Here is a 24,558-nt window from a genome sequence, read left to right as displayed (position 1 = left end):
GCGCCGATAGTGACCTGTGGAACGCGATGTTGGCAAGTCCCCGCACAACTGATTCCGAAGATTTATCGCGCCAAGTCTTCACGATTGCGAAGGTATGTGTTTAGCATTCCCGCATGACTTCGCAGCCGCGCCAGCTCCGCAACTTCATCGGTGGCCAGTACGTCGACCCGGACGGCGACGCGACGACCGACGTCGTCGACCCGTCCACCGCGCAGGTCGTGGCCAAGGCCCCCGTCAGCAGCCAGTCCGACGTCGACCGCGCGTATGCCGCAGCGTCCACCGCGTTCGAGACGTGGAGCGACACGACCCCCGGCGAGCGCCAGGCAGCCCTGCTGAGGTTCGCCGACGCGATCGAGGTCCGGGCCGACGACTTCGTGCGCCTCGAGGGGGAGAACACCGGCAAGCCGCACGCGCTGACCCGGAGCGAGGAGATCCCTCCGATGCTCGACCAGCTGCGGTTCTTCGCCGGTGCCGCCCGCGTCCTGGAGGGCAAGTCCGCGGGGGAGTACATGAAGGGTCACACGTCCTTCATCAGGCGCGAGCCGATCGGCGTCGTCGGCCAGGTCACGCCGTGGAACTACCCGATGATGATGGCGATGTGGAAGATCGCCCCGGCCCTGGCCGCGGGAAACACCGTCGTCCTCAAACCGTCGGACACGACGCCGGAGACGACCCTTCTCCTCGCCGAGCTCGCCTCCGAGTTCCTGCCCGAGGGCACCTTCAACGTCATCACCGGTGACCGGGAGACGGGCCGCATGCTCGTCGAGCACCCGACGCCGGCCCTCGTCGCCATCACCGGGTCGGTGCGTGCGGGCATGCAGGTCGCCGAGAGCGCCTCGCGCGACCTCAAGCGCGTCCACCTCGAGCTCGGTGGCAAGGCCCCGGTCATCGTCTTCGACGACGCGGACCTCGAGGCGGCCGTCGAGGGCATCGCCATCGGCGGATACTTCAATGCCGGACAGGACTGCACCGCTGCGACCCGCGTGCTCGCCGGGCCGCGGGTCCACGACGACTTCGTCGCCGCGCTCGCCGAGTACGCGAAGGGCTCGGCGAAGGTCGGCCGGCCCGACGACCCGGACGCGCTCTTCGGCCCCGTCAACAACCCGAACCAGGTCGCTCACGTCGGCGGCATGATCGACCGGCTGCCCGACCATGCGCGCATCGCCGCGGGCGGCCACCGCGCCGAGGGTCTCGGCGAAGGCTACTTCTTCGAGCCCACCGTCCTCGCCGGCCTGCGCCAGGACGACGAACAGATCCAGACCGAGATCTTCGGCCCGGTCATCACCGTGCAGCAGTTCAGCGACGAGGCCGAGGCCCTCGCCTGGGCCAACGGTGTCCAGTACGGCCTGGCCTCGAGCGTGTGGACGCGCGACTTCGGCAAGGCCATGCGCATGAGCAAGAAGCTCGACTTCGGCTGCGTGTGGATCAACACCCACATCCCGGTCGTCGCCGAGATGCCGCACGGGGGTTTCAAGCACAGCGGCTACGGCAAGGACCTGTCCATGTACGGACTGGAGGACTACACCCGCGTCAAGCACGTGATGGCCAACATCGAGTCCTGACGCCACGCCCCACGGCACCGGCGGCGACGCCGGTGCCGGTCAGGCTTCACCGATCAAGCACCAACGGGTCAGCGTCGATCCCTCCACAGCCGGCCCAATCGAACCCCTGGAGTCAATGACCATGAACGACAAGAGCTTCGACACCGACAACCCGTACCTGCGGGCGGCCCTGCTGCGCGGCCTCGTGTCGCGACGTTCGGCCATGATGGGCGCCGCCGGCGTCAGCGCGGCGGCGTTCCTCGCCGCCTGCGGCTCGGCCGGCAAGAACCCCACCCCGGCGGGCACGGGCGCCACCGGGACGACGCCGGCCAAGACGGCTGCGGCAGCCCAGGACATGTCCGACACCGAGAAGGTCGTCAACTGGTCCAACTGGACCGAGTACATCGACGTGTCCGAGGACGAGAAGTCGCGACCCACGCTCGAGGCCTTCATGAAGAAGACGGGCATCAAGGTCAACTACACCGAGGACTACCTCGACAACGACGAGTTCTACGCCAAGGTGCGACCGCTGCTCGAGGGTGGCCAGGACACGGGCCGGGACGTCTGGGTGAGCACCGACTGGATGGTGGCCCGCCTCATCCGGCAGGGCTACATCCAGAAGCTGGACTTCGCGAACATCCCCAATGCGGGCAACCTCGAAGCCAACTTCAAGAACGTCGAGTTCGACCCGGGGCGGCTCTACTCGTTGCCCTGGCAGGCCGGGTTCGCGTGCATCGGCTACAACGCGAAGGCGACCGGCGGCAAGAAGGTCGAGTCGATGACGCAGCTGCTCACCGACCCCGCCCTCAAGGGCAAGGTCACGCTGCTCACCGAGATGCGCGACACGATGGGCCTCGTGATGCTCGAGCAGGGCAAGGACCCGGCCAGCTTCACGGACGCCGACTTCCAGGCAGCCATCGACATGATCCAGCAGGCCAAGGACGCCGGCCAGCTCAAGGGCTTCACCGGTAACGAGTACACCGACGGCCTCAGCAAGGGCGACATCGCCGCCTGCGTCGCCTGGTCGGGTGACGTCGCGTCCCTCAAGCTCGACACCCCGGAGCTCGACCTGACGCTGCCGGCTGCCGGGTACACGCTCTGGTCCGACAACTTCGTCATCCCGGCGCTTGCCAAGCACAAGAAGAACGCCGAGAAGCTCATCGACTACTACTACGACCCGAAGGTCTTCAAGGACGTCGCCGCGTGGGTCAACTACATCCCACCCGTCGCGGGCACCAAGGAGGCGCTGGTCGCCGATGATCCCGAGCTCGGCAACAACACGCTCGTGTTCCCCACCGAAGACGTGCTCGCCAAGGCCCACGTGTTCCGTCCCCTCACCGCTGCCGAGGAGACGAAGTACACCAAGCTCTTCTCCGCCCTGACGACCGCGTGATGGGCGAGGCAGGCAAGGGCGACCTCCGTCTGGTCGCCCTCACGAAGTCGTTCGAGACGTTCACCGCGGTGCACCCGCTGGACCTGACGATCCCGCAGGGCTCGTTCTTCGCGCTCCTCGGGCCCTCCGGGTGCGGCAAGACGACGACGCTGCGGATGATCGCCGGCCTCGAGGAGCCCACGGGGGGCCGGATCCTCATCGGGGACAGTGACATCACCGCCACCAAGGCCTACCAGCGCAACGTCAACACGGTCTTCCAGTCGTACGCCCTGTTCCCCCACATGACGGTGTTCGAGAACGTCGCATTCGGCCTGAGACGTCGCGGCGACAAGGACTTCCGCGCCAAGTCGCACGAGGCTCTCGAGCTCGTGCAGCTGGGGCAGGTCTCCTCGAAGAAGCCCACCCAGCTCTCCGGCGGTATGCAGCAGCGCGTGGCCCTCGCCCGGGCGCTCGTCAACCGCCCCGACGTGCTGCTGCTCGACGAACCGCTCGGTGCGCTCGACCTGAAGCTGCGTCGCCAGATGCAGATCGAGCTCAAGCGCATCCAGCAGGAGGTCGGCCTCACCTTCATCCACGTCACCCACGACCAGGAGGAGGCCATGACGATGGCCGACTCGATCGCAGTCATGAACGCCGGCGCCATCGAGCAGCTGGGCGACCCCGCCACGCTCTACGAGCAGCCGCGCTCCACGTTCGTCGCCAACTTCCTCGGTCAGTCCAACCTGTTGAAGGCCACGGTCAACCTCGGCGGCACCGACGGGGTGGTGACGGTCCGCTCGCACGACGCCGACCTCGAGGTGTCGCGCTCGCACCTGCCCGACGGGGCCTCGGAGGTCTGGCTCGGTGTCCGGCCGGAGAAGCTGCGGCTCGGCGAGTCGGGCGGCCCGAACCACCTGCGCGGCGTGGTGCGCGACGTCTCCTTCACGGGCGTGGCGACGCAGTACATCGTCGAGATGCCCTGGGGCCAGGAGCTCACGGTCGTCCAGCAGAACGACGGGTCAGCACGGGCGGGTCTCGCCGAGAACGTCACGGTGTCGTGGGCGGCCGAGCACGGCTTCGCCCTCGACGCATCGCAAGCCGCCGACGCCGGGGCCGAGCTGGTGGAGCATGGCTGAGACCGCCGTCCTGTCCACCGGGTCGGCCGTCGCGCCGAGCCACCGACGGCGCACCTGGGTTCCCTACGCGCTGCTGCTGCCGGGACTGCTGTGGCTCGTGGTGTTCTTCGTGCTGCCGATGCTCACGCTGGGCTCGCAGTCGCTGCAGGAGGGCAACGTCGACGACGGCTACGCGTTCACGGGGAACGTCGCGATCTACGCCGAGGCTCTCGGCCGGTACTGGCCGCAGATGCTGCGCTCGCTGCTCTATGCCGGCGTGGCCACCCTGCTCGCGCTGCTGCTCGGGTACCCGCTCGCCTACTTCATCGCGCAGAAGGCCGGCCGATGGAAGAACATCGTCCTCGTCCTCGTCATCGCGCCGTTCTTCACGAGCTTCCTCATCCGCACCCTCGCGTGGCGCACGATCCTCTCGGACGACTGGTTCGTGACGCAGTGGGCGCGCACGCTCCGCGTCACGGACCTGCTCCAGTGGGTGGGTCTGACGGCCAACGACTCGCTGCTGTCGTCGAAGTTCGCGGTGATCATGGGCCTGACGTACAACTTCCTGCCGTTCATGATCCTGCCGCTCTACGCGTCGCTCGAGCGCCTCGACCCACGCCTGCTCGAGGCCGCCGGTGACCTCTACGCGTCGCCGCGCGAGACGTTCCGGCGCGTCACGTGGCCGCTCTCGCTGCCCGGCGTGGTGGCCGGCACGCTGCTCACCTTCATCCCGGCCGCGGGCGACTTCATCAACGCACGCCTGCTCGGCAACACGCAGACGACGATGATCGGCTCGGTCATCGACAGCCAGTTCCTCCGGGTGCTGGACTACCCGCTGGCCGCCGCGCTCTCGTTCATCCTGCTCATCGTCATCGTCACGATGGTCGCCGTGTACGTGCGCAAGGCCGGCACCGAGGAGCTGCTCTGACATGGCCTGGATCCGACGACACCTCGTGGCTTTCGCGGCCTTTGCGGTCCTGATCTACATGCTCGTGCCGAACGTCATCGTCGCGGCCTTCTCGTTCAACAACCCCAGGGGGAAGTACAACTACGTCTTCAACGAGTTCTCCACGGAGGCGTGGACCAGTCCCTGTGGCGCGCAAGGGATCTGCGAGTCGCTGGGGCTCAGCCTGCGCATCGGCGTCACGGCGTCGCTCGTCGCCACGGTTCTCGGGACGATGATCGCCTTCGCCCTGGGCCGCTACCGCTTCCGGGGGCGGTCGGCGACGAACCTGCTCATCTTCATGCCGATGGCCACGCCCGAGGTCGTCATGGGCTCGAGCCTGCTGACGCTGTTCCTCATGCTGGGGGTGCCGTCAGGAACCGGCGCCATCCTCATCGCGCACATCATGTTCTGCGTGTCCTTCGTCGTCGTCGCCGTCAAGGCGCGCGTCGCGACGCTCGACCCGCGGCTCGAGGAGGCGGCGGCGGACCTCGGCGCGAACCCGTTCCAGACGTTCCTGCGGGTCACTTTGCCGCTCGCCGCGCCCGGTATCGCCGCGGGCGCGCTGCTCGCCTTCTCGCTCAGCTTCGACGACTACATCATCACGAACTTCAACGCGAGCCCGAGCTCGATCACGTTCCCGATGTACGTCTGGGGCGCGTCCGCCCGGGGGGTGCCCGTGCAGGTCTACGCCATCGGCACGGTGATGTTCCTCGTCGCCCTCGTCGTCGTCATCATCGGCCAGGTGCTGTCGAGCCGACGCAACAGACAGGTGGCCTGATCGCCCATGCGCGTCCTCATGATCGGCTCCGGCGGGGTCGGTGACGCCGCCGCGCGCATCGCGGCCCAGCGGGACTTCTTCGAGCGGTGGGTCGTCTCCGACTACGACCTCACACGGGCGCAGCGCACCGTCGCCGCAGTCGGTGACCGGCATCCGGGCGAGAGTCGTTTCGTCACCGCGCAGGTCGACGCCTCGTCGGCGGACGCCGTGGCGGCGCTGGTGCGGGAACACGGCGCGACGCACGTGTTCAACGCCGTCGACCCGAAGTTCAACATGCCGATCTTCCACGGGGCCAAGGCCGCCGGGGCCGACTACCTCGACATGGCGATGAGCCTGTCGCAGCGTCACCCGAAGCGACCGCACGAGGAGACCGGCGTGAAGCTCGGCGACGAACAGTTCGCCGCCGCACGGGAGTGGGAGGCCGCGGGCCGCCTGGCGCTCGTCGGGATGGGCGTCGAACCCGGCCTCTCCGACGTCTTCGCCAGGTATGCCGCCGACCACCTGTTCGAGCAGATCGACGAGCTGGGCACGCGCGACGGCGCCGACCTCGTCGTCCACGACGACGACGGCAACGAGATCTTCGCGCCGAGCTTCTCGATGTGGACCACGATCGAGGAGTGCCTCAACCCACCCGTCATCTGGGAGAAGGACCGCGGCTGGTTCACCACCGAGCCGTTCAGCGAGCCGGAGGTCTTCGACTTCCCCGAGGGCATCGGTCCGGTCGAGTGCGTCAACGTCGAGCACGAGGAGGTGCTCCTCATGCCTCGATGGGTCGACGCCAAGCGGGTCACCTTCAAGTACGGCCTCGGCGACGAGTTCATCACGATCCTCAGGGTGCTGAACACGCTCGGCCTCGACCGCACGGAGCCGATCACGGTCAAGGGTGTGCAGGTCTCCCCACGGGACGTCGTGGCCGCCGTCCTGCCGGATCCCGCGACCATCGGCCCGCGGATGAGCGGCAAGACGTGCGCCGGCCTCTTCGTGACCGGCACCGGCAGGGACGGCCGTCCGCGCCGCACGTACCTCTACCACGTCGTCGACAACGCCTGGGCGATGGAGAGCTACGGCGCCCAGTGCGTCGTCTGGCAGACCGCCGTCAACCCCGTCGTGGCGCTCGAGCTGCTCGCTCGCGGCACGTGGCAGGGGGCGGGGGTGCTGGGCCCGGAGGCCTTCGACGCCGTCCCCTTCCTCGAGCTGCTGGCCGCACCCAAGCCCGAGGGCTACGGCTCGCCCTGGGGGCTGGACGAGCGCTGAGCACGTCGGTCCCGACGACCACACGACCCCGAATCGACAACGAGGACTAGGGTTTCAGGCATGACAGCGGTGACGGAGACGTCAGTGATCGACTCGGTGCCCAAGGGCCTGCTCATCGGCGGGCAGTGGCGTGACGGCGGTGAGGGCGAGACCATCGCGGTCGACGACCCAGCGACCGGACGGGTGCTCACCCACGTGGCCTCGGCCACCGTCGCCGACGGGCGCGCGGCGCTCGACGCCGCCGTCGCGGCCCAGGCCGACTGGGCCAGGACACCACCGCGCGACCGTGGCGAGCTGCTGCGGGCGGCATACGAGAAGATCACCGCCCGGGCCGACGAGTTCGCGATGCTCATGACGCTCGAGATGGGCAAGACGCTCGCCGAGAGCCGCGGCGAGGTCGCCTACGGCGCCGAGTTCTTCAGGTGGTTCTCCGAGGAGGCGGTCCGCATCTCGGGGCGCTGGTCGACGGCGCCGAACGGCGCGACCCGGCTCATGACGATGAAGCAGCCGGTCGGGCCCACCCTCATGATCACGCCGTGGAACTTCCCGCTCGCGATGGGCACCCGCAAGATCGGCCCGGCCATCGCGGCCGGCTGCACCATGGTCGTCAAGCCTGCGAGCCAGACTCCGCTGACGATGCTCGCCCTCGCCGAGCTGCTGCGCGAGTGCGGGCTGCCCGACGGCGTGCTCAACGTCGTCATGACGAGCCACGAGACCACCGGCGCCGTCATGGAGCCGCTCATCCGAGACCCCCGGCTGCGCAAGCTCACCTTCACCGGCTCGACCCAGGTCGGCCGCGCACTCCTGGAGCAGGCGTCGCAGGGCGTCCTGCGCGTCTCGATGGAGCTCGGCGGCAACGCCCCCTTCCTCGTCTTCGAGGACGCCGACGTCGACCGGGCCGTCGACGGGGCGATGCTCGCCAAGATGCGCAACATGGGCGAGGCGTGCACCGCGGCCAACCGCTTCTACGTGCACGAGTCCCTCGCCGACGAGTTCAGCGCCCAGCTCGCCCGACGGATGGGCGCGCTCACGCTCGGCAAGGGCACCAAGGAGGGTGTCGACGTCGGCCCGCTCGTCGACGAGAAGGCTCGGGACAAGGTGTCGGCCCTGGTGGACGACGCCGTCTCCAAGGGGGCCAAGGTGCTCGTCGGAGGCACGGCCCCGGACGGCGACGGCTGGTTCTACGAGCCGACCGTCCTCGCCGACGTGCCGACCGACGCCGACATGGCCCGCGAGGAGATCTTCGGTCCGGTGGCCCCGGTCACGACCTTCCGCACCGACGCCGAGGCGATCCGTCTGGCCAACGACACCGAGTACGGCCTCGTCGCGTACCTCTTCACCCGTGACCTCTCGCGCGCGATTGCTATGAGCGAGGCGCTCGAGTACGGCATGGTCGGGGTCAACCAGGGCATCGTCTCGAACCCCGCGGCGCCGTTCGGTGGCGTCAAGGCCTCCGGCGTCGGCCGTGAGGGCGGGTTCGAGGGCATCGAGGAGTACCTCGAGACGAAGTACGTCGGGATCGCCCTCTGACATCTGCGGTTCCGGCCCGCGCGTCGGGGGCCTGTGATGCAATCTGCGCATGGTGACACCTGCCGGCCGTCGTGACTCGGGACCCCTGCGCCCGCTCGGCGCCCTGCTGAGCGAGACCGACGAGGTCCTGCGTCGTGGCGCGCCCGCGGGGGCGAAGGTGTGGTCGACCGGCTTTGCGGCGCTCGACACGGTGCTGACCGGTGGCTTCCGCTCGGGCGAGCTCGTCCTGCTCGGCGGGCCCGCCGGGCACGGCAAGACGACGATCGGGCTCCAGTTCGCGCGCAACGTCGTGGCCGCCGGCGGCAGCGCCCTCGTCTTCTCCTACGAGCACGAGAGCCACACGCTCCTCGAGCGCCTCATCTCGATGGAGGCCGCCGAGCGCGACCCGGGCGAGGTGGCCGGCGTGCTCGACGTACGGCACGCCCTCGAGACCGCAGTCCAGGGACACTCGCTCGAGACCGTGCTGTCCGGGCTCGCCGGCGGGGCCCGGGCCCATGCCGCCCTGGTGGGTTACGGCGACCGCCTCCAGCTGCACGAGTCGTCCGGCGCGTCGACGACACTCGACCAGGTCCGTGAGACCGTCGGCCGCGTCACCGAGGCGACCGGTGAGGCGCCCTTCGTGCTTCTCGACTACATCCAGAAGGTTCCCGACGAGCGGGGTGGCGAGGACGAACGGATCACGGCGGTCGCCGAGGGCCTCAAGGACCTCGCGCTGTCGGCGAGCGTGCCCGTCGTCGCCATCTCGGCCGCCGACAAGGAGGCCCTCGCTTCGGGCCACCGCATGCGCACCCACGACCTGCGCGGCACGTCGGCGCTCGCCTTCGAGGCCGACGTCGTCATGATCGTCAACGACAAGGTCGACGTCGTCTCGCGCGAGCACCTCGTCTACAACCTCGGCAACATCCAGCGGTTCCGCGGCTGGTCGGTCGTCAGCCTCGAGAAGAACCGGCACGGCAAGGCGCAGGTCGAGCTCGAGTTCGCCAAGGACTTCGAGCACGGCCGCTTCCACACCGACGGCCAGGAGGTCACCGAGCGCCTCATCGACGACCGGGTCTTCGTCACCTGACCCCTTCGCCGGACGTATGCCGGGTGGCCGAGTGCTCGCCGACGTGACCTCGCGCGAGAGGTCGCGTGCCGGCATACGGGCTCGGAAAACGGCGAATCGTATGACGTGACGGGCCTGCTGGGGAAGACTGCCCGGCGTGGGCATACTTCGCGGACTCTTCCCGGAGCGCGCCGGCCGTCGCGACGTCCCGGGGCCCGTCGTCGTGCCCCGGGACGTCGGACACCGCGTCTTCGTCGAGCGGACGCCCGACGTCGTGTGGCCCCACCTCGTCTCGCCGGGTCCAGGATCCGAGCTCGGCGTCGACTGCGTCCGGGTGCTCGCCCTGCCGAGCTCGAGCCCGGACCGGCTGCCCGAGTTCGCGGGGATCTGGCGGCGGTCCAACGGACGGCTGTGGGTCGGGCTGAGCAGCGTCGTCGACGTGGAGCCCGGCGTCCGCGTCGTGTGCACATCGTCGGACGGCGCCGTGGGTCTGACGCTCACGACCACCCTCGAGTCGCTCGACGGTGGCTGCGTCGTCGCGCAGCGGCTCGACGGCGTCATACCCACCGATCCCGTGGCGGAGTTCGCCCGGGCCTGGATGGCGCGCGCCCTGCTGGGGCTCAAGGCCGACGTCGAGGGGACGCCGCGGGAACGCACCCGTGACGTCGTCGCCGACGCTCCGGTCGACCGCACGACAGCGAGTGGCTTCGTCGGTCACGGGGCCGCCGTCGCCGGGACCCCGGGCGTGACGTCGGTCCACGAGACCGCCACCATCGACGTGGCGGTGACGCCGGACCGGTTGTGGGAGGTTCTCGCGGCCCCGAGCTCGGAGCAGCTGCTCAAGCCCAGCGTCGAGCGGCTCGTCCGACTCGAGCTCGCCGACGAGCCGGGCCGCGAGCACGTGCTCGCCGTGCACCGTCACGACGACGGACGCCGAGGTGGCTCGGTCTCGCTCGTCGTGGAGTCGACGGCGCCCGCGCGCCTCGTCGAGCGCGACGTCACGGCGTCGCACGAGACCGACGTCGTCACGACCGTCGAGGCGACCGATGTCGGCAGCCGGCTGACCGAGACCTTCACCGGGTGGCTCCCGTCGGGGCCAGGACGTGTCGTCGACAGCTCCGGGATCGCGGCACTCATGCGGACCCGGCTCGCGGTGGTCAAGAACCTCGCCGAGGCGGGCGTGGGCCCCCAGCGCGACGCGCGGACCGACTTCCGTCCACCCGGCGAGGCGGAACGCGACGCCGTGCGCGCCCCGGTTCCTGGGAGGCCCGGCGAGGCGATGCCGACCCGACCGTCCGTGCCCTCCAGCGTCCTGCTCCCGCCACCACACGTGGCCGCGCCTGCCGCCGGCTACGAGGTGGGCGGGTGGTTCGCGTGGGGCGGCGACGCGTTCTGGCTTCCGACCGACATCGAGTGGTGGTGACGGCCCGCGGGTCACGCAGCCATGACGACCCCGGTGTCGGCACTCGGCGTTAGCGTCGGAAGATGCTCGAGACACCTGACCAGGTCGCAGCACTGCAGACACTGCTCGACGAGTCGCACGCGAGGTCCACGGGGCATCTGCGCGGCATCATCAACGACGAACGCACCCTGTCGGCCGACCAGCTCACCGCCCTGCTCACCGGGATGAAGGTGCTGTCCGTCGCCACCGTCACCGCGTCGGGCGAGCCCCGCATCAGCGCCCTGGACGGCCACTTCCTGCACGGCACGTGGACGTTCAGCACCGACGGCTCGTCGGCCAAGGCGCGTCACCTCGAGAAGCGCCCGGCGGTCAGCGTCGCGCACATCGACGGAGAAGACCTGGCGCTCTTCAGCCACGGCTACGCCGTGCTCATGCCGCCCGGGGCGGAGCGCGACGAGGTCGAGGCGCACTGGACCGCCTACTACGGCAGCAGCCCGTGGAGCTGGGGCGACGACATCCGCATGTACCGCCTGCGCATGACGTGGGCCGTCGCCTACGCGTTCAAGCGCGACGAGCTGCTCCGGGCGAGGGGAGTGACCGCCTGAGCGTCGGCTGCGGAACAATGCCGGGGTGACTGAGACCCCGGCGCGGCTGCGCCGCCGCATCGTCCTGCTCGGCTCGACCGGTTCGATCGGCACCCAGGCCATCGACCTGGTGCGTCGCAACCCCGACCGCTTCGAGGTGACCGGGCTGTCTGCCGGCGGCAACCTCGGCCTCGTCGCCGAGCAGGCCGTCGCCCTTCGCGTCCCCGTGGTGGCGGTGGCGGGCGGGTCCCAGGACGAGCTCACCGTCGCGATCGCGAGGGCGGCCGACGAGGCCCGCGTGACGGCCTACGACCCGGAGCTGCTCGTCGGAGCCGACGCGAGCACTCGGCTCGCCGGACGCGAGGCGGACGTCGTCGTCAACGGAATCACCGGTGCCATCGGTCTCGAGCCGACGCTCGCGGCCCTGCGGGCCGGCACGACGCTTGCGCTCGCCAACAAGGAGTCGCTCATCATCGGTGGCCCCCTGGTCAAGACGCTCGCGGCGCCCGGCCAGATCGTCCCCGTCGACTCCGAGCACTCGGCGATCGCCCAGTGCCTCCGCGGCGGGCGTGCCGACGAGGTGCGACGGCTCGTCGTCACCGCGAGCGGCGGGCCGTTCCGGGGGCGTTCGCGGGCCGAGCTGGCCGACGTCACCCCGGAGCAGGCCCTCGCGCACCCGAACTTCGCGATGGGCCGGGTCATCACGACGAACTCGGCCACCCTCGTGAACAAGGGCCTCGAGGTCATCGAGGCCCACCTGCTCTTCGACATCCCCTTCGACCGCATCGACGTCGTCGTGCACCCGCAGCAGATGATCCACTCGATGGTCGAGTTCGTCGACGGCTCGACGATCGCGCAGGCCGGGCCGCCGCGGATGCTCGTGCCCATCGCTCTGGGCCTCAGCTGGCCCGAGCGGGTCACCGACGCCGACGTGCCCGTCGACTGGACGAAGGCGCAGTCGTGGGACTTCGAGCCGCTCGACGACGAGGCCTTCCCGGCCGTCGCGCTCGCTCGTCGCGTGGGGGAGGCCGGCGGCACGTGGCCGGCCGTCTACAACGCCGCCAACGAGGTGTGCGTCGACGCCTTCCACGACGGTCGCCTCGGCTTCGTCGAGATCGTCGACACGGTCTCGCGGATCATCGACGCGTATGCCGCCGAGCCGGCATCCGCGGTCCGTGACCTCACGCTAGATGACGTCCTCGCCGCCGACGCCTGGGCCCGCGCCACCGCCGGCGCCCTCGTCACGCTCGCCACCTGACCCCCACCCGACGTCCCCCCTTCCCCGGTTCGATGTATTTCCGAGGCCTGGGGGCCGCGGAAATACATCGAACCGGGAGGTGTGGGCAGGCTCAGGCGGCGCGGCGCTGTGAAAGACCGCGCTCGATCTGCTCGAAGAAGCGATCGGTCTCGAGGCGAAGCCCGATGATGTCGACCCTGAGGACGCGCTCGCCCGAGAGAGCGACGTCGTTCTGTCGGAGGTTGTCGTTCATGACGGCGAGGCCCCAGCGGTGCTGCGCTCCGTCGATCTCGACGACGAGGTCGAAGCCGTCCCAGGCGACGTCGAGATAGATGCGCCCACCCGGCGTCTGGCGCACGACTTGCCGCGACGGCTCCGGCAGCCCTCGAGCCCGGCACAGGCGACCGAAGTTGAGCTCACCGAGGCTCTGCACGCCGAACGCGATGTCACGAACCACCGCGCGGATGAACGCCCGACGAGTGCGTCCGCGCACGAGCCGCTGGGCCGCAGCGAGTCGCGCCGGAGTGGTCAGGCGCTGCTGGACCGTCATCAGCAGGATGAGGGCGGCCTGTCGATCGGATGCTGCCCAGTGTGCAGCGCGTATCGCGGCCACCTCGGGGCGCGTGCGAGGCAGGCCGGCCTCCACGAGCTCGCCCGTCACGCGTCGAATCGCCTTGTGGATCTTGACTCCCCGGAGCCTGTTCGTGTTGTGGTTGTGGACGGCTGAGACATGGATGTCGTCGTCGACGTAGCCCTTGAGGCCGGCATGCTGCAGGGCTGTCGCCCCGTCGATGGCAGCGATGCTGGCGCCCGTCTCGAAGACCGCTGCCCAGCACCGGGCCAGCACCGAAGGCGGACCGGTGTGCACGGCGACCGTCTGATGTCCGTACCGCCGCCAGCGACCGCCATCGACCTCGTAGCCGATGTCATGACGTGAGATGCCGAGAGACGCCAGCTGCGAACGCGAGGCGACGCCGTCTTGGCCCTCTGCCAGGTCGCTCGCCAACCGTCGTCGTCGAGTGCGATCCATGGCGACAGGGTCACCAGCGTTCCGCGTCCCGTGCGGGTTGATCCGACCACCTGTGGACAAGCCTGCGCCGCACCTGGTGGGTGTGGACCACGAGAACCTGTGGGTCGATGTATTGCCGCGGGCCAGAGGCCGCGGCAATACATCGAACCGGGAAAGGGCGCGGTGGATGTGACAATGAATCCGTGCTGTTCTTCCTAGGGGTCCTGGTCGTCGTCGTCGGCGTGGCGCTGAGCATCGCGCTGCACGAGATCGGCCACCTCGTGCCGGCCAAGAAGTTCGGGGTCAAGGTGACCCAGTACATGGTCGGCTTCGGCCCGACCGTCTGGTCGCGACGCCGCGGCGAGACGGAGTACGGCATCAAGGCGATCCCGCTCGGCGGCTACGTCCGCATGATCGGCATGCTCCCGCCGCGCCCCGGTGACAAGCCCGGCGAGCTGCGCACCCTCTCGACCGGCCGCTTCAGCCAGATGGTCGACCAGGCGCGGGCGGACTCCATGGAGGAGGTCAAGCCCGGCGACGAGGACCGCGTGTTCTACAAGCTGAGCCCGGGCAAGAAGGTCATCATCATGCTCGGCGGCCCGATCATGAACCTCATCATCGCCGCCGCCCTCATCACTGGTGTCATCACGCTGTACGGCCTGCCCCAGGTGGCCCCGAAGGTCGGCGCCCTCTCGCCGTGCGTGCCGACCACGGCCCCGACGCTCCAGGTCCCCCAGCCGAAGTGCCAGCCGGGCGACCCGGCCGCCCCGGCGACGGCGGCCGGTCTCCGGGAACGCGACCGCATTCTCTCGGTCGACGGCACCCCGGTCACCAAGTGGGACCAGGTCGCCGCCGCGATCCGCGACAGCAAGGGCCGGCAGATGACGTGGGTCGTCCAGCGCGGCGACCAGCGGGTGTCGATCGACATCAAGCCCGCCGTCCTCGAGCGCGCCACCTATGACGACGAGGGCGACCCGGTCGCGCGGGACGGCAAGCCCGTCCTCGCCTCCATGGGCTTCGCCGGCATCACACCCGGGCAGGAGCTCGTCAAGACCCCGATCGCGCAGGCGCCCGGGTTCGTGTGGGACCGTCTCGTCGACACGGCCGGGATCATCGTCAAGATCCCCGAGAAGATGACGGGCGTCGTCCAGGCGGCGTTCGGCTCCGGGGAGCGCGACCCCAACGGCCCCATCTCCGTGGTCGGCGTCGGGCGCATCGGTGGCGAGGTGGCGGCCCTCGACATCCCGGCCGACGAGGGCGGCAACTGGGTCAAGATCGCGCAGCTGATCCTGCTCATCGCCTCGCTCAACCTCGCGCTCTTCGTCTTCAACCTCATCCCGCTCCTGCCCCTCGACGGCGGTCACGTGGCCGGTGCGATCTGGGAGGCGGTCAAGAAGGGCTATGCGCGCCTGCGCAACCGGCCCGACCCGGGCTTCGTCGATGTGGCCAAGGGCCTGCCCGTCGCCTACGGCATGTCCCTCGTGCTCATCACGATGTCGGTGCTGCTCATCTACGCCGACATCGTCAAGCCGATCAGGCTCTTCGGCTGAGCGCTCTTCGGGTGAACGCCGCGTCAGGTGCGGCCGGTGAGCCCGCCCGACGGCATACGCCCTGAACGGCGCGGGACATAATGGCGGGCATGAGCGTCTCCCTCGGTATGCCGTCCGCGCCCCCGCCGGTCCTCGCGCCCAGGCGCCGGACCCGCCAGATCCAGGTCGGCAAGGTGGGCGTCGGCAGCGACTTCCCGGTCTCGGTGCAGTCGATGACGACGACGCCGACGACCGACATCAACGCGACGCTCCAGCAGATCGCCGAGCTCACCGCCTCGGGGTGCGACATCGTGCGGGTGGCCTGCCCCAGCCAGGACGACGCCGACGCGCTGCCCGCGATCGCGCGGAAGAGCCAGATCCCTGTCATCGCCGACATCCACTTCCAGCCGAAGTACGTCTACGCCGCGATCGACGCCGGCTGTGCGGCCGTGCGCGTCAACCCGGGCAACATCCGCCAGTTCGACGACCAGGTCAAGGAGATCGCGCGGGCCGCCAAGGATGCCGGCGTCTCGATCCGCATCGGCGTCAACGCGGGCTCGCTCGACCGGCGGATCATGGCGAAGTACGGCAAGGCGACGCCCGAGGCGCTCGTCGAGTCGGCCGTCTGGGAGGCGAGCCTCTTCGAGGAGCACGACTTCCACGACTTCAAGATCTCGGTCAAGCACAACGACCCCGTGGTCATGGTGCGTGCCTACGAGCTGCTCGCCGTGCGCGGCGACTGGCCGCTGCACCTCGGCGTCACGGAGGCCGGTCCGGCCTTCCAGGGCACGATCAAGTCCGCCACCGCCTTCGGCGCGCTGCTGTCGCGCGGCATCGGCGACACCATCCGCGTCTCCCTCTCGGCCCCTCCGGTCGAGGAGGTCAAGGTCGGCATCCAGATCCTCCAGAGCCTGAACCTTCGCCCCCGCCGGCTCGAGATCGTCTCGTGCCCTTCGTGCGGCCGGGCGCAGGTCGACGTCTACACGCTCGCCGACCAGGTGACGGCCGGCCTCGAGGGCATGACGGTACCGCTGCGCGTCGCCGTCATGGGCTGCGTCGTCAACGGCCCGGGCGAGGCCCGTGAGGCCGACCTCGGAGTGGCGTCGGGCAACGGCAAGGGCCAGATCTTCGTCAAGGGTGAGGTCATCAAGACCGTGCCGGAGTCGCAGATCGTCGAGACCCTCATCGAGGAGGCCATGCGCCTCGCGGAGGAGATGGGCGAGCCGATCGACGAGGAGTCGGCCGGGGCCCCCAGCGTCACCGTCGGCTGAGTGCGACCGCCAGCCCCGTCGACGCAGAGGTGGGTCGTCCTGCGCGACCTCGCGGACCGCGTCGCGGCGCTCCGGCCGGGTGAGCGGGTCGCCGTGGCCGTCGACGGCGTCGACGGCGCGGGCAAGACGGTGCTCGCGGACGAGCTCGCCGAGGTGCTGGCCGGCGAACGCGACGTGCTGCGGCTCTCGATCGACGGGTTCCACCGGCCCCGCGCGGAGCGCGTGGCGCGTGGCCGGGGACCGGAGACCTTCTACGAGGACTCCTACGACTACGACGCGTTCCGGCACGTGGTCGTCGAGCCGTTCCGGCGCGGCGAGCCGGTGACGCCGGCCGTGAACGACGTCGTCGCCGACCGTGCCGTCCATCCGGACCCCGTCGCGGTCGGCGTCGACACCGTGCTCCTCGTCGACGGCATCTTCCTCCAGCGGCCGGAGCTCACCGACGTGTGGGATGCGACCATCTGGGTCGACGTGCCCTTCGCCGTTTCGGTGCCACGCGGCAACGCCCGGTTCGGTGACGGGCACGACCCCGACCCGGACGCCGAGTCGAACCATCGCTACGTCGGTGGCCAGCTGCTCTACCTCGCGGAGGCCGACCCTCGCGGCCGCGCCGGCTGGGTGGTCGACAACACCGACCTGGACTCACCGGTGCTGTACGTGGCTCCCTGACGAGGCCGTGACGGCATCGTGAGGCGCGCCGGGGTGACACCCGGCCCGCTGGCAGGCACTCTTGGGAGGTGCTCCGCCAACGCCTCCCCGTGCGGCCGCTGTCGGCTGCCGACCACGACGTCGCGCTCGAGGTCTGCGCGCGCGACCGGGTGGCCAACGTGTTCGTCGCGGCGCGCATCGCCGAGGGCTCCCTGCGCTCGTCGCCCGGGTCGCTGCTCGGGCACTGGAACGACGGCGAGCTGCGCGGCCTGGCCTGGGTCAGTGCCAACGTCGTGCCCGTCGAGCTCGACGACGACGGCCTCACGGCCGTGGCGGCGCGGATCACCAGGATGCGCCGGCAGTGCGCCTCGATCTTCGGGCCCACGCCCCAGGTGGTCGGGCTGTGGGACCGCCTCGGCCCGACGTGGGGTCCGGTGCGGGCCGTCCGCACGCACCAGCCCCTCCTGACCACGCGGAGGCGCCCATCGGACCTCGGCGTCGACCTCGACCCCGACGTCCGGCCGGCGAGCCTCGACGAGGTCGACCTCGTGCTCCCCGCGGCCGCCCACATGTTCACCGAGGAGATCGGCTATCCGCCGTACTTCGGCTCCGACCGCGGCTACCGCACGAGCATCTCCTCGCTCGTCCGCGCCGGGCACACCTTCGTCAAGGTCGAGGACGGCGAGGTCGTCTTCAAGGCCGACGTCGGCTCCCTGGCCCTCGGGTGCGCCCAGGTGCAGGGAGTGTGGCTCCACCCTCGGCTGCGGGGGCAGGGGCTGTCGGTGCCGGCCATGGCGAGCGTCCTCGAGCAGGTGCTCGACGGGCTCGCCGACGAGGTGTCGCTCTACGTCAACGACTTCAACGTGGCGGCGCGAGCCACCTACGCACGCTGTGGTTTCCGCGAGGTCGGTGCCTTCACCACGGTCCTGCTCTAGTCGCCGGCAGCTGCCTGGCGTGGGTGGCATGCAGACTGCGACGAACGCCTCGCTCGGCAAGGACGCCATTGCCTTGCGCGCCGGGGGACTCACGCGCTGAAGGCGATACTGATGCTGTCGCCGACGCGGCGGTAGCCCATGGCCCGGTAGATCGCGTTCGACGTCGGGTTGGCGAGGTCGGTGTAGAGCATGCACGCCTCACCTGCGTCCTGGCGGGCCCTGCTCAGGGCGGCGACGACACCACTCGCGTACCCGTGGCCGCGCAGGGCCGGCGGAGTCCAGACGCCGGCGATCCGGGTGACGCCGCCGCTCGCGGGGGACGCGTAGGCCATCGACACCGGCCGACCGTCGTCTTCCCAGAGCCCGACGCGTCGCTGGGCGATGTGGCGGTCCAGCGATGCCGCTCGTGCCCCGTGGCCCTCGATCACCTCGTAGAACTGCTGGTGCCAGTCCTCGACGAGCCCGGCGTCCTCCTCGGTGGCCAGGCGGAACGCTCCGGGCACCGGGAACGGCACGCGCGGCCGAGTCGGCAGGTCGAACCGCCCGACCTCCATGACCACCGAGGCGCTCGCGCCGGTGCGAGCCACCCATTCGTCCGCGAAGGCCTCGGCGGGCGATCTCAGGCCGCCGACGCCCGGCAGCGCGTCTCCCTCCTCGGCGAGCAGGGCCGCGAGGTCCCGGGCCTGCCCAGACGTGGCGAGAGCGATGTGGAGCGGGTGCGGGGGTGTGTGCATGAACGCGGCCACGACGCTGCCGCTCACGTCCCGTCCGGCCCACCACCGTGGACCGGTGTAACGCGTGGGGTCGACGACGAGGCCGTCGGTGACGCTCGCGATGACGCTGAGGGCCTCCGGCTCACGCTCGACGAGGCGGGCGAAGGCTGCTCTGGCCTCGGCCGGCGCAGTGATCAGGGCGAACGCGAGTGCACGGGACGGCATACGGCCACTCTGGCAAAGCGACTGCCACTGCGGCGACCGGATTGTCCTCACAGGGGCCGGCGGCGCCCAGCGGCGCGGCAGCACCCGGCCGCAGCCGAGCCCTACCCGTACCGCTGAGCGCCACCGGCATCCCTGAGCCGGGCCCGAGTCAGACCGTGGCGAGGATCTCGGCGTGGGTCATCGCGAACCACGCGTCCCGGTGCACCGACCAGGCTCGCCACGCCTCGCTGACCTCCGTCAGCTCGTCCTCGGTCAGCAGGCCGCGCTCCACGGCCTGCGTCGCGAACGTCGACTGCAGCGTCCGCCTCGCCCAGACGCCTCCCCACCACGCGCACTGCTCAGGCGTCGCGTACGTCCAGAGCGACGCCGAAGGCGTCAGGCGCGCGAGCCCGGCGGCGTGCGCCCAGGCGACGAGGTGTCGCCCGGCATCGGGTTCGGCGTGGTTGAGCCGCGCGAGCCGGCGGTACACCTCGAGCCAGCGCGTCATGCCCGCGGACGCCGGGTGCCACACCATCGAGGCGTAGTCGACGTCGCGAACCGCGACGCGGCCGCCGGGTCGAGTGACGCGCGCCATCTCGCGGAGAGCGCCGACGGGGTCGGTGAGGTGCTGGAGCACCTGGTGGGCGTGGACGACGTCGAAGGACGCGGCCGCATACGGGAGCGCCATGACGTCCGCCAGCTCGAACCGCGTGCGTGCGTCACCGCGTGCGGCGGCGTTGCGGCCGGCCTCGGCGAGCGGCCCCGTGACGTTCTCGATGCCGATGACGTGACCCGTGGGGCCGACCGCCTCTGCGAGGTCGAGGGTGATGGTGCCCGGGCCGCACCCGACGTCGAGGACATGGAGGCCGTCGCGCAGGTGGGGCAGCAGGTATGCCGCCGAGTCCGCGGCCGTCCGCACCCCGTGGGACGCGAGGACACTGGAGTGGTGCCCGTGCAGGTAGACGTCCGTCATGGCGCGACGCTACGCCCGGGCCGCACGGCGATGCGGCCCTGTCCAGCTCTGCTCCTCCGCGGGACGACGAAGGCCCGCCCCAAGAGGGGGGCGGGCCTTCGCTTCGTGGCGGGACCGGGCGGTCTCAGCTCACTTCGTGAGCGCGGAGAGCGTCGGGTCGTTCGCGTACGCCTCGGCGGCGTTCTCCTTGGTCACGATGACGGGCGGGAGCAGGTTCGCCGGGACGACCTTGACCCCGTTGTTGTAGGACTTGGTGTCGTTCACCTTCGGCTGCTGGCCCTTCTGGAGGGCGGTCACCATCGCGATGGTGTCCTTGACGAGGTTGCGCGTGTCCTTGTTGATGGTGGAGTACTGGACGCCCGCCATGATCGACTTGACCGACTCGACCTCGGAGTCCTGGCCCGTGACGACCGGCACCGGCTTACCGGCTGCCTTGACCGACGTGATGATGGAGCGGGCGAGGTTGTCGTTGGGCGACAGGACGCCGTCGATGTCGGCATTCGTGTAGTTGGCCGAGAGGAGCGTGTCCATGCGCCGCTGCGCGTTCTCGCCCTTCCAGGCCTGGGTGACGACCTGGTTGAAGTTGGTCTGGCCCGAGACGACCTTGAGCGTGCCGTCGGCGATCTTGGGCTTGAGCACCTTCATCGCGCCGTCGAAGAAGACCTGGGCGTTCGCGTCGTCGGGCGATCCGGCGAAGAGCTCGATGTTGTAAGGGCCGTTGGCCTTCTTCTTGGCCATGCCGTCGAGCAGGGCCTGGCCCTGCAGCTCGCCGACCTTGAAGTTGTCGTACGCGACGTAGTAGTCGACGGCGTTCGTGTTCTTCACGAGGCGGTCGTAGGCGATCACGATGGCGCCGGCGTCCTTGGCGGCCTTGAGCTGACTGCCCAGCTGCGAGCCGTCGATGGCGCCGACGACGATGACCTTGGCGCCCTTGGTCACCATGGCCTGGATCTGGTTCTGCTGCTCGGACACGCCGGCGTTTGCGAACTGCACGTCGCCCTGGAAGCCGGCGGCGGACAGGCCGTCCTTGAACAGCTGCTCGGCGAGGACCCAGTTCTCGGAGGTCTTCTGCGGCAGGGCGACGCCGATCAGGGCGTTGGCGGGGAAGCCCGCCGCGGCGGAGCCGCCGTTGGAGGCGCCCGGCGTCGTGCCGGTGTCGCTGTTCCGACCGCAACCGGCCAGAACAAGGGCGGCCACAGCCGTGACGCCCAGCACCTTGGTGAAGGTACGCATGTGTTCTCTTTCCTCTCATCGCGTCCCGGGCGAACGCGGATCCTGCTCGGTCTCGGGCCGGGTGCCCTGACCGGGTCTTTTCGTGCTGTCAGTCGGCGTCAGCCGGGACGGTGGGCTCGCCGAGCCCACCGACACTCAGGTGGACTGACGGATCGTCTCGCTCGTCGGCGTGGTCTCGACGGCGGCGGACGGCGGCGGGGGCGCGTCGTCGCCGCCGGGGCGACCGCCACGGAAGTTCCTCGTGAGGAGGCCGATGATCGAGGCTCGGCCCTGCGACTTGTTGTAGACGTCGAAGGCGACCGCGACGAGGAGCACGAGGCCCTTGATCATCTGGGTGGCGTCGGCGCCGATCCCCTTGAGCTGCAAGCCGTTGTTGAGCACCGCCATGACAAGGCCTCCGACGATCGACCCGACGACGGTGCCCACGCCACCGGTCACGGCCGCGCCACCGATGAAGACGGCCGCGATGGCGTCGAGTTCCCACCCGACTCCGTCGGCGGGGCCGGACGCGGTCGAGCGGGCCACGAAGATCATGCCGGCGAGGGCGGCCAGGATCGACATGTTCATCATGACGAGGAAGTTGACCTTCTTGCTCTTGACGCCGGAGAGCTCGGCCGCGTGGCGGTTGCCGCCCACGGCGTAGATGTGCCGGCCGATGACCGTGCGGTTGGAGATGAAGCCGTAGAGCAGCACGAGCAGCGCGAGGATCATGCCGGCGATCGGGAACGACGTGCCGGGGCGTCCCGAGCCGAAGAGCAGGGTCGCGCCGATGATGGCCGCGCAGATCAGCGCGATACGAGTCCACATGACCCACGCCTCCTCGACGTCGGCACCCAGCTTGACGAGCGCGCGCCGGCTGCGGACGCTGCCGTAGACGACGCCGGCCGCGAGCAGCAGACCGATGAGGACCGTGAGGTTGTTGTAGCCGGTGTCGGGCCCGACCTCAGGCAGGTAGCCGCCACCGATCACCTGGAAGTCGTCCGAGACCGGTACGGAGTTCGACTTGCCGACGTACTGGTTCGCGCCGCGGAAGAGCAGCATGCCCGACAGGGTGACGATGAACGCAGGGATGCCGACGTAGGCCGTCCACAGTCCCTGCCAGGCGCCGACGAGGGCGCCGAGGGCGAGGCCGAACAGGATCCCCATCCACCAGCTGAGGCCCCAGTCGCGCATCGCGATGGCCACGGAGATGCCGACGAACGCGGCGACCGACCCGACGGAGAGGTCGATGTGGCCGGCGATGATGACGAGGACCATGCCGATCGCGAGGACGAGGATGTAGGAGTTCTGCTGGAAGATGTTGATGACGTTGTCCGGAGTGAGGGTCAGTCCGGCGGTCCAGATCTGGAAGAAGATGATGAGCGCCACGAGGGCGAAGATCATCCCGAGCTGACGGGTGTCGCCGCCGAAGATCTTCTTGACCTTGTCCATGGGTGCAGTCCTGGCTCTGTGTCGGGGTGGATGGGGGGAGGTGGTGGGGGAGCGGGCGCGGCCGCGGCCGCGTCAGGCGCTCGCGCGTGGCGCGTCGGTCGCGTGGGAGCCGCCGTGGGTGCGGCGCGTCATGAGCCTCATCAGCGACTCCTGGTCGGCCTGCTCGCGGTCGAGCACACCGGTGACTGCGCCCTCGCTGATCGTGTAGATCCGGTCGGAGAGCCCGATCAGCTCGGGGAGCTCGGAGGAGACGAGGATGACGCCCTTACCCTCCGAGGCCATGCGCTGGATGATGCCGTAGATCTCGAACTTGGCGCCGACGTCGATGCCCCGGGTCGGCTCGTCGAGGATGAGCAGGTCGGGCTCGGTGAAGAGCCACTTCGCCAGGACGACCTTCTGCTGGTTGCCGCCGGAGAGCTTGGCGACGCCCTCGTCGACGTTGGGAGCCTTGGTGCGCAAGGACTTCCGGTAGGACTCCGCGTAGTTGTACTCCTCACGCTCGTCGACGACGAAGCCACGCGTGATCCGGCTGAGGCGGGCCGACACGGTCGTCCGTTTGATGTCGTCGAGCAGGTTCAGGCCCAGGGTCTTCCGGTCCTCGGTCACGTAGGCGAGCCCGGCCTCGATCGCATCCGACACGGTGCGCAGCTTCACCTCGCGGCCGTCCTTGACGATGGTCCCTTCGACGTACGTCCCGTAGGAGCGGCCGAACAGGCTGCGCATCAGCTCGGTCCGACCCGCGCCCATCAGGCCCGCGAAGCCCACGATCTCGCCGCGACGCACGAAGAAGTCGCTGTGCTTGGCGACGAGCCTGTCGGGGACGCTCGGGTGGCGCACCGTCCAGTTCTTCACCTCGAAGAACACCTCACCGAGCTGGGGCGTGTGGTCGGGGAAGCGGGACTCGAGGTCCCGGCCGACCATGCCGCGGATGATGCGGTTCTCGTCGACACCGTCCTCCTTGACGCGCAGGGTCTCGATCGACTTGCCGTCGCGGATGATGGTGATCGAGTCGGCGATCTGCTCGATCTCGTTGAGCTTGTGGCTGATCATGATGCAGGTCACGCCCTTGGAGCGCAGCCCGGAGATGAGGTCGAGCAGGTGCTGCGAGTCGCCCTCGTTGAGGGCCGCGGTGGGCTCGTCGAGGATGAGCAGCTTGACGTCCTTGGAGAGCGCCTTGGCGATCTCCACGAGCTGCTGCTTGCCGACGCCGATCTCGCGGATCTTGGTGTCCGGCTCCTCCTCGAGCCCGACGCGGGCGAGCAGCTCGCGTGCCTTGACCCGGGTCGCCATCCAGTCGATGACCCCACCACTGGCCGTCTCGTTGCCGAGGAAGATGTTCTCGGCGATCGACATCTCGGGGATGAGGGCGAGCTCTTGGTGGATGATGACGATGCCGGCGTGCTCGCTGTCGCGGATGTTGTGGAACTCCGAGAGCTGCCCCTCGAAGTGGATCTCGCCGTCGTAGGTGCCGGCCGGGTAGACACCCGACAGCACCTTCATCAGCGTGGACTTGCCGGCGCCGTTCTCGCCGCAGATCGCATGTACCTCCCCGCGGCGCACGACCATCGACACGTTCGAGAGGGCCTTGACGCCCGGGAACTCCTTGGTGATGTCCCGCATCTCGAGGATCACGTTGGCGGTGGGACTCGTGCCGCTCGGGACGTCGCCGCTCGGTGAGCCAGGAGCAGAGTTGGAGGGGGTGCTCATCTGGTCGTCAACACTCCTTTGTGGTGTGCGGAGGCGCGAAGGCCCTTCCCGATTCTTGCTCACGGTTCCTGCTCGCGTGGCCGAACACCGCGCGTCGTGTC

21 protein-coding genes are annotated in these 24,558 nt (G+C 69.8%); 15 read left to right on the top strand and 6 right to left on the bottom strand.

The annotated features are described in order from the left end of the window. Nucleotides 1-113: 113 nt before the first annotated feature. The 11 genes from H9I49_RS09155 to dxr all read left to right on the top strand — a co-directional run bounded on the left by H9I49_RS09155 (nucleotide 114) and on the right by dxr (nucleotide 12,825). A complete protein-coding gene (locus H9I49_RS09155; RefSeq protein ID WP_188030039.1) occupies nucleotides 114-1,562 on the top strand; it encodes a gamma-aminobutyraldehyde dehydrogenase in 1,449 nt (482 codons plus the stop codon). Nucleotides 1,563-1,683: 121 nt separating this feature from the next. Further along, the gene (locus H9I49_RS09150; protein WP_188030038.1) at nucleotides 1,684-2,934 is read left to right on the top strand and encodes a PotD/PotF family extracellular solute-binding protein; all 1,251 of its coding nucleotides are present in this window, start codon (nucleotides 1,684-1,686) and stop codon (nucleotides 2,932-2,934) included. Next, nucleotides 2,934-4,049 carry an ABC transporter ATP-binding protein gene (locus H9I49_RS09145; protein ID WP_188030037.1) on the top strand — a complete coding sequence of 372 codons (1,116 nt, stop codon included), beginning with the start codon at nucleotides 2,934-2,936 and terminating at the stop codon, nucleotides 4,047-4,049. The genes H9I49_RS09150 and H9I49_RS09145 overlap by 1 nt, the downstream gene beginning before the upstream one ends. Further along, complete coding sequence (locus H9I49_RS09140) at nucleotides 4,042-4,956, top strand: ABC transporter permease (protein ID WP_188030036.1); 915 nt, start codon at nucleotides 4,042-4,044, stop codon at nucleotides 4,954-4,956. The genes H9I49_RS09145 and H9I49_RS09140 overlap by 8 nt, the downstream gene beginning before the upstream one ends. Nucleotide 4,957: 1 nt before the next feature. After that, complete coding sequence (locus H9I49_RS09135; RefSeq protein ID WP_188030035.1) at nucleotides 4,958-5,752, top strand: ABC transporter permease; 795 nt, start codon at nucleotides 4,958-4,960, stop codon at nucleotides 5,750-5,752. A gap of 6 nt (nucleotides 5,753-5,758) precedes the next feature. Then, the gene (locus H9I49_RS09130) at nucleotides 5,759-7,006 is read left to right on the top strand and encodes a saccharopine dehydrogenase family protein (protein WP_188030034.1); all 1,248 of its coding nucleotides are present in this window, start codon (nucleotides 5,759-5,761) and stop codon (nucleotides 7,004-7,006) included. 60 nt (nucleotides 7,007-7,066) lie between these two features. Next, the gene (locus tag H9I49_RS09125) at nucleotides 7,067-8,536 is read left to right on the top strand and encodes an NAD-dependent succinate-semialdehyde dehydrogenase (RefSeq protein WP_188030033.1); all 1,470 of its coding nucleotides are present in this window, start codon (nucleotides 7,067-7,069) and stop codon (nucleotides 8,534-8,536) included. Between the two features lie 49 nt (nucleotides 8,537-8,585). Beyond that, nucleotides 8,586-9,602, top strand: coding sequence for a DnaB-like helicase C-terminal domain-containing protein (locus tag H9I49_RS09120; RefSeq protein ID WP_188030032.1), 1,017 nt, complete (start codon nucleotides 8,586-8,588; stop codon nucleotides 9,600-9,602). A gap of 136 nt (nucleotides 9,603-9,738) precedes the next feature. Next, a complete protein-coding gene (locus H9I49_RS09115) occupies nucleotides 9,739-11,004 on the top strand; it encodes an SRPBCC family protein (RefSeq protein ID WP_188030031.1) in 1,266 nt (421 codons plus the stop codon). Nucleotides 11,005-11,066: 62 nt separating this feature from the next. Continuing rightward, the gene (locus H9I49_RS09110; RefSeq protein WP_188030030.1) at nucleotides 11,067-11,588 is read left to right on the top strand and encodes a pyridoxamine 5'-phosphate oxidase family protein; all 522 of its coding nucleotides are present in this window, start codon (nucleotides 11,067-11,069) and stop codon (nucleotides 11,586-11,588) included. Between the two features lie 25 nt (nucleotides 11,589-11,613). Beyond that, entirely contained in the window at nucleotides 11,614-12,825 is a 1,212-nt protein-coding gene (gene dxr / locus H9I49_RS09105) for a 1-deoxy-D-xylulose-5-phosphate reductoisomerase (RefSeq protein ID WP_188030029.1), read from the top strand. 91 nt (nucleotides 12,826-12,916) lie between these two features. Here dxr and H9I49_RS09100 read toward each other — a convergent pair whose 3' ends face one another. Then, nucleotides 12,917-13,834, bottom strand: coding sequence for a hypothetical protein (locus tag H9I49_RS09100; RefSeq protein WP_188030028.1), 918 nt, complete (start codon nucleotides 13,832-13,834; stop codon nucleotides 12,917-12,919). Between the two features lie 182 nt (nucleotides 13,835-14,016). Here H9I49_RS09100 and H9I49_RS09095 point away from each other — a divergent pair, with 182 nt between their 5' ends. The 4 genes from H9I49_RS09095 (at nucleotide 14,017) to H9I49_RS09080 (ending at nucleotide 18,196) form a co-directional block, all read left to right on the top strand. Next, nucleotides 14,017-15,363 carry a site-2 protease family protein gene (locus H9I49_RS09095; protein ID WP_188030027.1) on the top strand — a complete coding sequence of 449 codons (1,347 nt, stop codon included), beginning with the start codon at nucleotides 14,017-14,019 and terminating at the stop codon, nucleotides 15,361-15,363. Nucleotides 15,364-15,452: 89 nt separating this feature from the next. Beyond that, on the top strand, nucleotides 15,453-16,613 hold the full coding sequence (ispG, locus tag H9I49_RS09090; RefSeq protein ID WP_188030026.1) for a flavodoxin-dependent (E)-4-hydroxy-3-methylbut-2-enyl-diphosphate synthase: 1,161 nt from the start codon (nucleotides 15,453-15,455) through the stop codon (nucleotides 16,611-16,613). Beyond that, nucleotides 16,614-17,282, top strand: coding sequence for a uridine kinase (locus tag H9I49_RS09085; RefSeq protein ID WP_188030025.1), 669 nt, complete (start codon nucleotides 16,614-16,616; stop codon nucleotides 17,280-17,282). 68 nt (nucleotides 17,283-17,350) lie between these two features. Continuing rightward, a complete protein-coding gene (locus H9I49_RS09080) occupies nucleotides 17,351-18,196 on the top strand; it encodes a GNAT family N-acetyltransferase (RefSeq protein WP_370587499.1) in 846 nt (281 codons plus the stop codon). Nucleotides 18,197-18,285: 89 nt separating this feature from the next. Here H9I49_RS09080 and H9I49_RS09075 read toward each other — a convergent pair whose 3' ends face one another. From H9I49_RS09075 to mmsA, 5 genes are all read right to left on the bottom strand, one after another. After that, nucleotides 18,286-19,134, bottom strand: coding sequence for a GNAT family N-acetyltransferase (locus tag H9I49_RS09075; protein WP_188030024.1), 849 nt, complete (start codon nucleotides 19,132-19,134; stop codon nucleotides 18,286-18,288). A gap of 148 nt (nucleotides 19,135-19,282) precedes the next feature. After that, complete coding sequence (locus H9I49_RS09070) at nucleotides 19,283-20,086, bottom strand: methyltransferase domain-containing protein (RefSeq protein WP_188030023.1); 804 nt, start codon at nucleotides 20,084-20,086, stop codon at nucleotides 19,283-19,285. A gap of 129 nt (nucleotides 20,087-20,215) precedes the next feature. Further along, entirely contained in the window at nucleotides 20,216-21,319 is a 1,104-nt protein-coding gene (locus H9I49_RS09065) for a sugar-binding protein (RefSeq protein WP_188030022.1), read from the bottom strand. 135 nt (nucleotides 21,320-21,454) lie between these two features. Continuing rightward, nucleotides 21,455-22,750 carry a multiple monosaccharide ABC transporter permease gene (gene mmsB / locus H9I49_RS09060; protein ID WP_188030021.1) on the bottom strand — a complete coding sequence of 432 codons (1,296 nt, stop codon included), beginning with the start codon at nucleotides 22,748-22,750 and terminating at the stop codon, nucleotides 21,455-21,457. A gap of 72 nt (nucleotides 22,751-22,822) precedes the next feature. Next, nucleotides 22,823-24,457: a multiple monosaccharide ABC transporter ATP-binding protein gene (mmsA, locus tag H9I49_RS09055; RefSeq protein ID WP_188030020.1), complete on the bottom strand. Its 1,635-nt coding sequence runs from the start codon at nucleotides 24,455-24,457 to the stop codon at nucleotides 22,823-22,825. Nucleotides 24,458-24,558 lie beyond the last annotated feature (101 nt).

Source organism: Terrabacter sp. MAHUQ-38 (genome assembly GCF_014518425.1).
GTDB lineage: Bacteria > Actinomycetota > Actinomycetes > Actinomycetales > Dermatophilaceae > Terrabacter.
Note: the sequence above shows the minus strand (reverse complement) of the source record. Positions and strands in the feature narration are given on the sequence as shown.

Coding starts and splice junctions, on each gene's coding strand:
- H9I49_RS09155 (WP_188030039.1), top strand. CDS start 114: ATGACTTCGCAGCCGCGCCAGCTCCGCAACTTCATCGGTGGCCAGTAC.
- H9I49_RS09150 (WP_188030038.1), top strand. CDS start 1,684: ATGAACGACAAGAGCTTCGACACCGACAACCCGTACCTGCGGGCGGCC.
- H9I49_RS09145 (WP_188030037.1), top strand. CDS start 2,934: ATGGGCGAGGCAGGCAAGGGCGACCTCCGTCTGGTCGCCCTCACGAAG.
- H9I49_RS09140 (WP_188030036.1), top strand. CDS start 4,042: ATGGCTGAGACCGCCGTCCTGTCCACCGGGTCGGCCGTCGCGCCGAGC.
- H9I49_RS09135 (WP_188030035.1), top strand. CDS start 4,958: ATGGCCTGGATCCGACGACACCTCGTGGCTTTCGCGGCCTTTGCGGTC.
- H9I49_RS09130 (WP_188030034.1), top strand. CDS start 5,759: ATGCGCGTCCTCATGATCGGCTCCGGCGGGGTCGGTGACGCCGCCGCG.
- H9I49_RS09125 (WP_188030033.1), top strand. CDS start 7,067: ATGACAGCGGTGACGGAGACGTCAGTGATCGACTCGGTGCCCAAGGGC.
- H9I49_RS09120 (WP_188030032.1), top strand. CDS start 8,586: ATGGTGACACCTGCCGGCCGTCGTGACTCGGGACCCCTGCGCCCGCTC.
- H9I49_RS09110 (WP_188030030.1), top strand. CDS start 11,067: ATGCTCGAGACACCTGACCAGGTCGCAGCACTGCAGACACTGCTCGAC.
- H9I49_RS09100 (WP_188030028.1), bottom strand. CDS start 13,834: ATGGATCGCACTCGACGACGACGGTTGGCGAGCGACCTGGCAGAGGGC.
- ispG (WP_188030026.1), top strand. CDS start 15,453: ATGAGCGTCTCCCTCGGTATGCCGTCCGCGCCCCCGCCGGTCCTCGCG.
- H9I49_RS09075 (WP_188030024.1), bottom strand. CDS start 19,134: ATGCCGTCCCGTGCACTCGCGTTCGCCCTGATCACTGCGCCGGCCGAG.
- H9I49_RS09070 (WP_188030023.1), bottom strand. CDS start 20,086: ATGACGGACGTCTACCTGCACGGGCACCACTCCAGTGTCCTCGCGTCC.
- H9I49_RS09065 (WP_188030022.1), bottom strand. CDS start 21,319: ATGCGTACCTTCACCAAGGTGCTGGGCGTCACGGCTGTGGCCGCCCTT.
- mmsB (WP_188030021.1), bottom strand. CDS start 22,750: ATGGACAAGGTCAAGAAGATCTTCGGCGGCGACACCCGTCAGCTCGGG.
- mmsA (WP_188030020.1), bottom strand. CDS start 24,457: ATGAGCACCCCCTCCAACTCTGCTCCTGGCTCACCGAGCGGCGACGTC.